Genomic DNA, 10,135 nt, shown 5'->3' with positions numbered 1-10,135 from the left:
GTGCTGGCCTTGATGGGTTGATCGCCGACGTAGATGTGCGCCCCTCCACCGGCCTTCACGTAGCGCATACCGCGCTCGGCAAGGCCTTGGTGCAGCTCGGCCCAGCTCGCTGCCGCCCGGATCAGTTCTCCCGCCTCTTCGATCCCGATCCGCGCTGCGCTCTTCTGGCCCGTGCGGTTTTCCATGTCGACTGCACGGCTTGGCACGCTGGGCGCGCTGTCCAGCTTCCCGACACGGGCCACGGTGCCATCCTCCAACACGACATAGCGCCCGTTTGGCTCACGCTGCCACCCTTGCCGATGCTCAACGATTGCTACCGTTCGATGTGCTGCCTCGATGTCCCAGCCGTTCGCAGGTTTGACCACCTTGCAGGTGTCCGGGTGAACCTTGTTGAGCGCGATGTGCAGGTGGATGTTGTCGGTGTCCTGATGCAGCGCCGCAATGACTTGGTGCTTCTCAAGCCCCAGTTGCTCAAGGAACACGTCGAGCAGTTCCTCCACCTGCTCAGGTGTCGGCTGCTCACCTTCATGCCAACTCGCGACCCAGTGCTGGATCGGGTGCTTCGACTTCTTGCACTCCATCGCCAGCGCAACCATCTCGGCTTGCTGGCCTTTGAAGGTGCTCGTGTTGAAGCCGCGCGTCGTCAGGTACAGCAGCTTTTCCGGCTGCTCACCGTTGCCGCCAAGGATCACGCCATCGTCGTCGATGTGATACCCGAGCCGGGTCAGGCGAGCCGCGTCATCCGGCACCGCGACGTATTCCGTCAGGTCGCTGATGTTGGTCGCCTTGGACTTGCGCGCGGCCTTGTCCTGATCGACCGGGATTTTCTTGAGGATCATCGGTCGGCCCCTTGGTTGGCCAACTGGTCGATGTACGCATAGACCTGCCGGAGTGCCCGCGCCGTTTCAGCGGCGTAGATGCCGCCCGACTGGTTGTGAATGTGCTTGAGCAGGCCACCAATGCGATTGAGGTGGCGGATCATTTTCTCGTCGCTGCGGGCAACGATCTTGCGACCGAAGTAGCGCCTGCGCACCAGCTCGCTCACGCTCAGACCCGCGTCGTCAGCATCGTCCTTGAGCTGCACCTTTTCGCCAGCCGTGACGCGCACACCGATCCGCTCGGTGAGCGCTTCTTCTCCTTTGATCTCGAAAGGCATGGCACTGGCTCCTTCAACTGGCCCCGTGGGCGGCGGGGTGTGTCTGTTTGTCTACATCGTTGTCACCGGCCCCCGGCAGGGCAGGAGGGATGAGCCACGGATCGAGACGCGCAAGCGTCGAGGACACGGCGTCCGATGGCGGGCACATGGCGCGGAGCGCTATGTGTTCGACATCGGCCATCCTGTTACGTGCTTTGAACACGGTGCGAATCTCGATGGGGGCAAACCTCTGTTCCGCTTGGAAGCAAAAAGGCTGCTGTTAGCGATGCACATAGTATGGTTTTTTCTGTATGCGTTTGCAAGGCCTAAGCGCTTCCCATAATTTCTATTATGGGAAGAAGTCCAAACCCGACAAGGCTTTACAGCTTGCGAAGCACAAAAAAGGACGCCAAAATAAAAGCGTATTTTTTGACGAAGGAGCAGGCATGGGCATCACGATTGAAAAGGTGGAAGCCATCGCCGCAAAGCTGCGGGCGATGCCACCAATCGAAAACAAGAAGCGGGAGGTGAGCAAGCAAGAGAGCATCAAACTGCTAACCGGCGAGATCACCGCACTGCGAGAGCGTGGCTACACGCTGGAACAGATCGCCGCCCTGCTGACCGAGGACGAATTGCAGATTGGCGCACCCACGTTGAAAAGCTACTTGCAGCGTGCCGCATCCACCGGCAGGCACGGAAGCAAGCAGCGCTCGACGAAGCGCAAGGCCGCATCTACTGCCACCAGCCCGAGCAGCACACCGGCAGCGCAAGCAGCGACCAGCACGGCGCAAGGTCAGCCACCCGCGCTGACCATCGGTGAGCGCGCCGCCGCATCCATTTCGGAAACACCGGGAAGCAAGACCAGCGCAACAGCCGCAATCACGCGACCTGATCGCGAACGCATTTAAGGAGGCTGAACATGAACAAGATTTATCTGTGCGGAGGGAACAAGGGCGGCACCGGCAAAAGCATGCTGGCGACCGCCCTGATCGACGCCTTTTTGCAGCGTGGGGTAGAGCCGCTTTTGATCGAAACGGATGACGCCAACCCTGATGTTTTTAAGGCGCACGGGGAGCGCATCCAGTGCGCAGCCCTGAGCCTCGACGAAGCAGATGGGTGGATCGAGTTGATTAACTCGCTCGACAAGGCCCGTGGCGTGCCGGTCATCATGAATACGGCAGCGCGGAATAGCACAGGGGTGGCACGGTATGGGCAGACCCTGAAAAGCACCTTGGGTGAACTGGGCCGGACGATGGTCACGCTGTGGGTCATCAACCGCCAAAGAGACAGCCTCGAACTGCTCGCGGACTACCTTGATTCGATGCCCGTGGGAGCAGACCATCAAGTGCATGTGGTGCGTAACGGCTACTTCGGCAGCGCTGAAAAGTTCCAGCTCTACAACGGCAGTCAGCTCAAGCAGCGCATCGAAGAAGGTGGCGGCCTCACGCTGGACTTTCCCGATCTCGCAGACCGAGTGGCGGATCAGATGGCAACCCAGCGCCTGACCATTCAGGGAGCACTCAGAGAGATGCCTTTGGGGCACCGCGCCGAACTCATCCGGTGGCGCGATGAAGCATTCAAGGTGCTTGGGCAGGTGATGACATGACGTTGGCGGTTGCTGCCGCGTTTGAGGCGGCCTTCCACCGTCAGCCGACAGCCGAAGAGGTTGGACGGCTTGAGCGAGTCATGGATGTTCTCGACGTGCGCGAGAACGACGCGATCATGACGTTGATGGTCGTGCTTGAGTTCTATCTCTCGTTGTACGGCAGCGTGCCGGGACGCATCGAGGCAGCGGCCAAGGCAGCAGTCGGTGAGACAAAAGAGACGACCGAGAAGATCGCCGCGACAGCAGCACAACTGGCACACGGCGACCTAGTGGAGCAGCTCGGCAAGGCGGTCAACCAAGTGGCCTCCGATGCCGCGAGGAAGCAGCAGTGGAAGGCCTTGGGAGCAGGGATTGCAGCAGCCACGATCAGCCTACTGGTAACTGGCTGGGTGTGCTTCGACGCCGGGAAGGAGGCGGGCTACGGCGCTGCCATCAAGGTAGCGCGCAATGAGACAGCCGCTGCCGCTTGGGCGAACACACCAGAGGGGCAATTGGCATACAGGCTCGCACTCGCAGGGAGCTTGCAGCAAGTGGCAAGGTGCAGCGCACCCGGTTGGAAGATTCGGAACGGGGCGTGCCTGCCCCAAGTGGATGCAGAGGGGACTCTGCACGGATGGGTGATGCCTTGATTCGGCGAATGGCGAGGGAGCACTGCGGGAGCAGCCCTCCCTCGCCAACCAACAAGCTACTTGCCGAGTCGTGCCCAGTCGCAGACCGTCACGGGCACTTGCAGGTAGCCATGCTGATGCAACCACAGCAACCCCAAGATCGCCGCGACCTGCACCGGGAAAAACCACGGCTGGCGAGCAATGGAACTCAAGCGCGCACCAAGCGCCTTGATCTCAGTTTGCATTTCCGACTCCTTCCAAAAACGACGATTTATTGGGCACAACCGAAACGCCACAACAATGTGCCAAACACTGTGCGAACAGTGTGTGAACCATTGTGTGTCGCGCAAAGAGCATAGGTTTTTTGCCGTTACTGCGTACAGTTGCCTATGTATGCATTTTATCCTAAACTATCGGCAATGACAAAGCGCTGAAACGGGTTCAAACATGACCATGCCCTTCTCTCCTGGCCCCAACGATGTATCAGTCCAGATGCTCAAAAAGGTGTTCGGGCCAATCGTTGATGTACTGGTGAGCGGGGCCGACCCCAATACCGTGAGCAGTGCGTCTAGCCTGTTGGGCACTCTTTTCGTGACCTTCAACAGCGGTCTGATGATTGTTGGCTCAATCATCGTTGCCTACGTCGCGGCGATGGGCGCGGTCAACACCGCCAACGACGGCGAGGCGATGGGCAAGGCGTGGAGCACGGTCTGGACACCCGTGCGGATCGTCGCGGGCGCTGGTGTGCTCCTGCCCTCCGCGAGCGGTTACTCATTCATCCAGATGCTCGTGCTCATGATTTCGCTGTGGAGCATTGGCTTCGGGAGCACGATCTACAAGGCAGGCATGGCCCTGTCGTTTTTGAAGCCGGACGGCATCGTCGCCACGTCAACCTCGACTCCCGGCTCAAGCTACGGCCTTCGTGAGTTCGCCAAGGCTTACCTACCCGTCGCCTACTGCGCGCGAGCCGCCAACACGATCTACGCCGACCCAGCGGGGAACCCGAGCGTGATGGCGAACAACGCGCAAGCCGACCGCATCACAACCGTGGACGGTCGCACTGACTACACCTTCTTCATCAAAGACCGGAATGCCGCCACAAACCTCGCCGGTGGGGAGCCATTCTGTGGCACGGTCAAGATCAGTACATATACCCCCGCTGGATCAGCGGAAGCCACCGGGACATCGGTCGCAATCTCGACTCTGCACAGCGGCATCAGTTCGGCCAAGGCAGCGGCAGCGGTCGCCTTGATGACCGACATCGACAACTGGGTTGCCACGATGCCCAGCGACTGGACGCAACCGGGCTGGAACAACGTCAACTCGGCTCAGTTCAATTCGATCGTCAAGACTCGCGAGGACGCACTGGTAGCCCAGATAACCGCACAGGCGAGCGGTAGCGAAGCCTCGATCAACAACGGGGTGGACGCCTTCGTCACCGCAATGACCGACGAAGGCTGGGCATCCGCTGGCGGCTGGTATCAGCGTGTCGGAGCGATCCGCAAGGAGATCAACGGCCTGATGAAAGAACCTGCTGGCTCAGCCACTGAACCGTCGTTGAGTAGCTTGCCAGAGGATGCCAGAGCACAGGTGTTGATGGGTAGTGTGACCACACTCGCCGAAACGATCATCAAGAAGGCCGAAGAGCCGGGCAAAGGCTACGACGTAACGAGTGCCCCTGCGGCCGACTTCGGCAGCGCGTTCCCCAAGTCTGGGACATCAGACATCAACGTCTCGGCCATGAAGGATGACATCGGCAGCAAGTTCGGTTCACTGGTCAACACGACGATGAAGGGTGCCACCGACATCATGATCGGCTCAGGCAGTGGCGTTGATGCCGTCTCCCGGATCAAGTTGACGGGCGACTACCTCGTCTTGGCTCTCACATCCGTCGAGCTTGCCAAAGTGACACTCCAAACGAGCGTTACTGCTTTGCGTGTGGTTGTCGGCGCAGCCGGTGGTTTGCAGGTACTTGGCAACAAGGCCGACTTCCGAGGCGTCACCGATCCGCTGTGGGACTGGGTGTTGGCCGTACCGATTGAGATGCTCAAAGAGCTTGGTTCCTATCTCAAGCCACTTGCCTTCTATTTCTCGGTCTTGCTGCCCTCGCTGCCCTACACGATCTTCATGGTGACGGTGGTGGGTTGGCTGCTGTCCGTACTCCTAACGACGATTGCCGCTCCTATGTGGGCCATCATGCACATGCGCCCGAGTCAGACCTTTGTCGGCTCGGAAGCACAAGGCTACCTGCTATTGATGGCCCTGTTTGCTCGACCTGCCTTGGCTGTGATCGGCCTGTTCGCTGCCATGCTGGTGGCTGATCCAGTTGTCGATTTCATCACCCAAGCCTTCTTCTCGATGCGGGGCGCTGTCGTCACCTCGACAGGCATGTTCCCCGGAGCACTGGTGGACTTCATCACGTTCGCGTGGTGGATGGTCGCTTTCGGCATCGTGTTGTTGCCGGTGCTGTACATGATCTTTGGCCTTCCGAACGCGCTGCCTGATCGCGTCTTGGCATGGCTCAACGTCGGCGTACAAGACCTCGGTGCAACACACGCCGCCTCGAACATCCGTGGTGGCGTAGCGATGGCGGCAATGCAGCAAGCTGCATCGAAAACCCAACCCCGCCGATTGCCCGATGAAGGAGGAAGCGGTGGCTCGCCAAGAGGGCCGATTGGCGGCGGCGGTCCGGGTCGTGGTGACGGTAGTCTGCGCAGCTTGCCCGGCAACACGCCCATCAACGCAGGGCATCAAGGCGTGGCTCCCGCCACTTCTGACAGCCTAGACCCCGGCACTGGGCCGACAAGTCAGCGAGGGATTGGTGGTGGACAGGGTGTCGCCTCGCCCACAAGCTCGACCAACAACCCAGCAGCACCCCTTTCCGCTGGCACGAACAACCCGCCATCGTCGCAAGTCGATTTTTCCGAGCGCTCGGGTAGCCAGCGCTTGAGCGATGCAGTCGGCGTCGCCCTCGGCACTGCCGCAGTGAGCGCCGCTCGAACCATCAAGGAATCCGGCTCTCGTGTGTTGGCTGGCGATGTACGCGGTGGGGTTGCTGCTCTGGGCAGCGGTATCGCTGACGCTGCGTCTGCGACAGCCACCGAAGGGGCCGCCGCCTATCGCGAAGGTGCAGAAGCACGGATTGCTGCGGCAGTCGCGAGCAAGCAAGGGTCTGCCCCGGCAGGTACAGATGTCTCAGGCGACGCACCACTTGAACAAGCCACAGATGCCCCGGTGGGGAGTGATTCCGTGGTGAGCGCTGGTGCAGAAGCACCGCAAGCAACTTCTCAGGAGGACAAAGCATGAGCGACAACTTTTGGGCCACACAAGACGCCGCTATCGCGATGGGTCACGCAGGCAAGGCGGTAGGTCGTCGCCAAGGCCAAGAAGAAGGCTATCAAGACGGCTTGGCAGATGGCTTTGCGCGCGGTCGCAAGTACGGTCAAGACGAGAGTGTGGCAGCGATGCAAGCCCAACTCGATGCACTCAACCAGCAGCGCAATGCACTGCAAGAGCTGTCGAACGGCTTGGTCATGGCCCTCGGTGCCGCCGTGGATGTACTTAAAGGTGCCAGCTCTGACGACAAGGTGCGGTTCGCACAGAGCTATGTCCATCGGGTAGATCAAGCCCTCCAAAAAGGCATGTTGCGGGTCGCCCCTCATCTCGATCCCAACTTTGCAAAGCCGATGGCGCAAAGCAGTGCCTTCATTCGCGAAGCGCTGGAAACCACGCTGCGCGTCCATGACAACGAAATTACCCCGTAACAGGAGAGTCACCCATGCGCCGCCCCTCGATCACCTTCCTGCGTGCCACCCAGCTCAACGGCCGGGTGCGCCGCGTCACTCCCTCCGCTGTCCGCACCGCCCGAATCGTGGCCACCGATGACGGCTTCGAGTTGCACGCCACGCTTGCAGGCAGCACCGACCGTTGGGTACTGACCAGTCCAGGCGGCATCGCCTCGACCTTCGGCGACCTGCCGGGGCTGCGCGAGTTCGCTTCCGTCGTTCTAGGCCGAGACCGCGTGCCGCTCTCTTACCAAGCTGCTTGAAAGGCTTTTTTCCATGAAAACCACCCGCACCCTGATCGCCTCTGCCCTCCTGCTCGCCGCCTCACTGGCCAGCGCGCAAATGCCCGCCGCCCTGCGCGATGCCAACGCACCCGCAGCCGGTGACTGGGCCAAGGCCTCGACCATCCTGCGCAACGCCATCGAGTGCCGCGAGCCGCTGTACTCGGCCAAGCCCGTGTTGTCCGTCTTTGGACTGACCAATGACAGTCTCGACGGCGACCACAAGCTGCCTGAAGCCTTGACCGTGTTCGGCACGCTCAAGGTGCGGTCGATCTCGGTGTTCAACGGCACCGACGATGAGGGCAGCTCGTACACCGTCCAGCCGGAGGGCGCAAAGCTGGTCGATGTCGCGAAGGCCGCAGGCCTCAAGAAAGACGGGCCGCGATTCGTGCGCAAGGTCAGGGGCGGGATCGTTGAAGCCAGCGAACCGCAACCCGGCACCGTCCAGCTTGCTTGCATCAGGGGCGGTGGCCATGAATAAAGCCTCCACCAAGCCCGCCATCGGCGTGCTGGTGGGCGCGTCCCTCGCACTGGCTGCCAGCGCGGGAGCCTCGCAGACCAGCGGCAACTGGTTCTCGTCGCTGTTCTCGACAGGCGGGAGCGGCAGTGCCAGCTCCGGCGTGTCAGCCACGATGGCGGCCGTAGACGCCGCCATGAGCCAGAAGCTGGCCGATGACCTCAAGAATTGTGACGATGTGGGCATCGGCGCGAATATCAAAACCGCCATCGGTGTGCATACCGAGATGGCCTCTGCCACGCCCAACGTGGAGAGCCTGTTCGACGCGAACGACTCGTGCTTCGCGAGCGTGAGCCAGATCATCGACCTGTCGTTCTCTATCCCTTCGCTCGGCTCGATCCTGTCCTCGGCGCAAGACGCGGTTTTGAAGTACGCGCAGAAGAAGGTGTGCTCGACCGTGGGCAAGGTGTCCGGCATGGTCACGTCGCCGATCAACCAAGCCATCGGCCAATGGAACACGCTGGGCCAGCAGTTCAGCGACATCAACGGGATGGCGAACAGCGCCGTGGGCGGCTCGATGAGCACGCTCGATCCGCAGCTCGGTAGCAGCTACAAGCCCGCCTCGGCCGCGACCGCCTACAGCGTGAACGCCAACGCCTTCGGCTCAAACCAGACCGTGTTCAACACCGGGGCCAGCACCCAGCAGGGCGCGCAGACCGCGCCCGCGACCTTGGTGCAGCCGCAGGCCAGCCAGCAGACTCAACCCACACAGACCGAACCCCAGAGCTTCACCGCTTGGGCGTCGAGTCTTTTCAACTGAGGATCGCAGATGCGCAAGCTGCTCAGTTTGACCCTCGCGCTGTCGATGAGCGGCGGCGCAATCGCCGACACCTGCATGGTGTCCCCGACCTCGAAGGAGCAAGTCTCCGGCCGCTTCGGCAAGTTCCGGGAGGGTGGTGCCGCCAACTTTGGCTCGGGCAACGCCAAGCCGCACATGCACGACGGCCTCGACTTCTCGACCAGCGGGCAGACCGCCCCGCTCTACGCCACGTCGGCGGGCACCGTGACGTGGGCGAAGTTGCGCGGCAGCGCAGGCAACACCGTCATCATCAAGCGGGACAACGGGCAGTCGGCCGTGTACTACCACTTGAGCTACATCGCTGTGAAGGAAGGCGACAAGGTGCAGGCCGGGCAGGAGATCGGCCGGGCCGGTTCCACCGGAATGAAGCCGGGCGGCGCAGTCCACCTGCACTTCATCTATGGCGTGCCAAACGCGGACGACGCCCGCGCTAAGACCTTCTCGGCAGACGCCAACAAGAACCCGACATTCAACCCAGCACAGCTCCCGAACGCGATCAGCAAGCAGAGCACGGCCTTCAATTACGCCACCGACCCGTCGCCCTACTTCTGCAAGACCTTCCCGATTCAGAACGACGGGCTGTATCCGGTGCTGGGCAGCGACACGATGGCGCAATACAACAAGCTGTTTGGCGCGGCCCCGCCGATGGGCGTGCCGCCGACCACCCAGTTCGATCCGGTGCAGGTGGCCGCAGCCAACGGGGACGCCTTGCAGGCCGCCGCCAAGGGCGCGACCTCGATGTCCAGCGTGCTCAACGATGCGGACGGCTACGGCTCACTGCCCTCCCCGCCCATTGGTGACTACGAAACCATGTCATCCGCCCTACCCCTCGGCCGTCAGCGGGCAGGTCGCAACCTTCGGGCAGCGGCTGGCCAGCGCGCAGGCCTCGGCGAGCACAACCGGCTCGGCATCGTCTTGGCCAATCCCGCTCACCCACTCGACGCGCTGGATCAAGGGCACAGAGCCCCGCAGCTCGGCGCAGTGGTACTGGGTCTTGTTGAGGGTCTGCATGGAGTCGATCTCCGGTCGTTGAACAAGCCACCATCCTTGCGTCACGACTCCCCGAGCACCACAACAAGCTGCTTGCGGCGTATCTATGTATATACCTATATACCTACCAACAAGGCATTGGCCGGGCATCGACCCGGCCGGTGTTCGGCTGTTGGAGAGAGAGCCGGGTCAAGGGCCGTAGGGGTGGCTGGCGCGGCCCGCAGCGCAGCGAGGACACGGGCCACCCCGAAGGGCGCAGCGCACCCTTGACGTGGATCGAGCGACCGGAGCCTCAAGCCGTGGAGCAGTGGAGTCCAAAGGCCGCTAGGCCGTCCCCACTGCTCCCACGGCGTGTGGGGCCAAGACCCCACACCGGGGAGTCCAGAACCCCAGAGGGGGGTTTTGGTCGCCGGA

The 10,135-nt window shown here is 61.8% G+C and carries 12 protein-coding genes; 9 read left to right on the top strand and 3 right to left on the bottom strand.

Annotated elements, in window-relative coordinates:
• Nucleotides 1–839, bottom strand: an 839-nt coding sequence (locus tag AC3WW4_RS00185; RefSeq protein ID WP_488826333.1) for a relaxase/mobilization nuclease domain-containing protein, incomplete at its 3' end; no start/stop codon positions are given.
• The gene (locus AC3WW4_RS00180) at nucleotides 836–1,156 is read right to left on the bottom strand and encodes a plasmid mobilization protein (RefSeq protein ID WP_488826332.1); all 321 of its coding nucleotides are present in this window, start codon (nucleotides 1,154–1,156) and stop codon (nucleotides 836–838) included. The genes AC3WW4_RS00180 and AC3WW4_RS00185, both read right to left, overlap by 4 nt.
• Before the next feature lie 290 nt (nucleotides 1,157–1,446).
• On the opposite strand from AC3WW4_RS00180, the gene AC3WW4_RS00175 reads away from it, so the two are divergent.
• The 3 genes from AC3WW4_RS00175 to AC3WW4_RS00165 all read left to right on the top strand — a co-directional run bounded on the left by AC3WW4_RS00175 (nucleotide 1,447) and on the right by AC3WW4_RS00165 (nucleotide 3,370).
• A complete protein-coding gene (locus AC3WW4_RS00175; RefSeq protein ID WP_488826331.1) occupies nucleotides 1,447–2,043 on the top strand; it encodes a hypothetical protein in 597 nt (198 codons plus the stop codon).
• A gap of 11 nt (nucleotides 2,044–2,054) precedes the next feature.
• Nucleotides 2,055–2,741: a nucleotide-binding protein gene (locus AC3WW4_RS00170; protein ID WP_488826330.1), complete on the top strand. Its 687-nt coding sequence runs from the start codon at nucleotides 2,055–2,057 to the stop codon at nucleotides 2,739–2,741.
• 80 nt (nucleotides 2,742–2,821) lie between these two features.
• Nucleotides 2,822–3,370: a hypothetical protein gene (locus AC3WW4_RS00165; RefSeq protein WP_488826329.1), complete on the top strand. Its 549-nt coding sequence runs from the start codon at nucleotides 2,822–2,824 to the stop codon at nucleotides 3,368–3,370.
• A 56-nt stretch (nucleotides 3,371–3,426) separates the two neighbouring features.
• Here AC3WW4_RS00165 and AC3WW4_RS00160 read toward each other — a convergent pair whose 3' ends face one another.
• Nucleotides 3,427–3,594 carry a hypothetical protein gene (locus AC3WW4_RS00160; protein WP_488826327.1) on the bottom strand — a complete coding sequence of 56 codons (168 nt, stop codon included), beginning with the start codon at nucleotides 3,592–3,594 and terminating at the stop codon, nucleotides 3,427–3,429.
• 202 nt (nucleotides 3,595–3,796) lie between these two features.
• On the opposite strand from AC3WW4_RS00160, the gene AC3WW4_RS00155 reads away from it, so the two are divergent.
• From AC3WW4_RS00155 to AC3WW4_RS00130, 6 genes are read left to right on the top strand one after another with little or no spacing between them, the layout of a single operon-like run.
• Nucleotides 3,797–6,655, top strand: a complete 2,859-nt coding sequence (locus AC3WW4_RS00155) for a DotA/TraY family protein (RefSeq protein ID WP_488826326.1) — start codon at nucleotides 3,797–3,799, stop codon at nucleotides 6,653–6,655.
• Nucleotides 6,652–7,113, top strand: coding sequence for a hypothetical protein (locus AC3WW4_RS00150; protein ID WP_488826325.1), 462 nt, complete (start codon nucleotides 6,652–6,654; stop codon nucleotides 7,111–7,113). Before AC3WW4_RS00155 ends, AC3WW4_RS00150 begins: the two co-directional genes overlap by 4 nt.
• 14 nt (nucleotides 7,114–7,127) lie before the next feature.
• Nucleotides 7,128–7,397 carry a hypothetical protein gene (locus tag AC3WW4_RS00145; protein ID WP_488826324.1) on the top strand — a complete coding sequence of 90 codons (270 nt, stop codon included), beginning with the start codon at nucleotides 7,128–7,130 and terminating at the stop codon, nucleotides 7,395–7,397.
• Between the two features lie 13 nt (nucleotides 7,398–7,410).
• Nucleotides 7,411–7,896: a hypothetical protein gene (locus AC3WW4_RS00140; RefSeq protein WP_488826323.1), complete on the top strand. Its 486-nt coding sequence runs from the start codon at nucleotides 7,411–7,413 to the stop codon at nucleotides 7,894–7,896.
• Nucleotides 7,889–8,692: a hypothetical protein gene (locus AC3WW4_RS00135; RefSeq protein WP_488826322.1), complete on the top strand. Its 804-nt coding sequence runs from the start codon at nucleotides 7,889–7,891 to the stop codon at nucleotides 8,690–8,692. The genes AC3WW4_RS00140 and AC3WW4_RS00135 overlap by 8 nt, the downstream gene beginning before the upstream one ends.
• Before the next feature lie 9 nt (nucleotides 8,693–8,701).
• Entirely contained in the window at nucleotides 8,702–9,991 is a 1,290-nt protein-coding gene (locus AC3WW4_RS00130) for a M23 family metallopeptidase (RefSeq protein ID WP_488826321.1), read from the top strand.
• Nucleotides 9,992–10,135: the final 144 nt, after the last annotated feature.

This window comes from Aquabacterium sp. TM01, from assembly GCF_057808345.1.
This window is presented reverse-complemented; position numbering and strand designations above follow the sequence as displayed.

Excerpts from the sequence above, each read along its gene's own strand:
- AC3WW4_RS00180 (WP_488826332.1), bottom strand. The coding sequence starts at position 1,156 with ATGCCTTTCGAGATCAAAGGAGAAGAAGCGCTCACCGAGCGGATCGGT.
- AC3WW4_RS00175 (WP_488826331.1), top strand. The coding sequence starts at position 1,447 with ATGCGTTTGCAAGGCCTAAGCGCTTCCCATAATTTCTATTATGGGAAG.
- AC3WW4_RS00170 (WP_488826330.1), top strand. The coding sequence starts at position 2,055 with ATGAACAAGATTTATCTGTGCGGAGGGAACAAGGGCGGCACCGGCAAA.
- AC3WW4_RS00165 (WP_488826329.1), top strand. The coding sequence starts at position 2,822 with ATGGATGTTCTCGACGTGCGCGAGAACGACGCGATCATGACGTTGATG.
- AC3WW4_RS00160 (WP_488826327.1), bottom strand. The coding sequence starts at position 3,594 with ATGCAAACTGAGATCAAGGCGCTTGGTGCGCGCTTGAGTTCCATTGCT.
- AC3WW4_RS00155 (WP_488826326.1), top strand. The coding sequence starts at position 3,797 with ATGACCATGCCCTTCTCTCCTGGCCCCAACGATGTATCAGTCCAGATG.
- AC3WW4_RS00150 (WP_488826325.1), top strand. The coding sequence starts at position 6,652 with ATGAGCGACAACTTTTGGGCCACACAAGACGCCGCTATCGCGATGGGT.
- AC3WW4_RS00145 (WP_488826324.1), top strand. The coding sequence starts at position 7,128 with ATGCGCCGCCCCTCGATCACCTTCCTGCGTGCCACCCAGCTCAACGGC.
- AC3WW4_RS00140 (WP_488826323.1), top strand. The coding sequence starts at position 7,411 with ATGAAAACCACCCGCACCCTGATCGCCTCTGCCCTCCTGCTCGCCGCC.
- AC3WW4_RS00135 (WP_488826322.1), top strand. The coding sequence starts at position 7,889 with ATGAATAAAGCCTCCACCAAGCCCGCCATCGGCGTGCTGGTGGGCGCG.
- AC3WW4_RS00130 (WP_488826321.1), top strand. The coding sequence starts at position 8,702 with ATGCGCAAGCTGCTCAGTTTGACCCTCGCGCTGTCGATGAGCGGCGGC.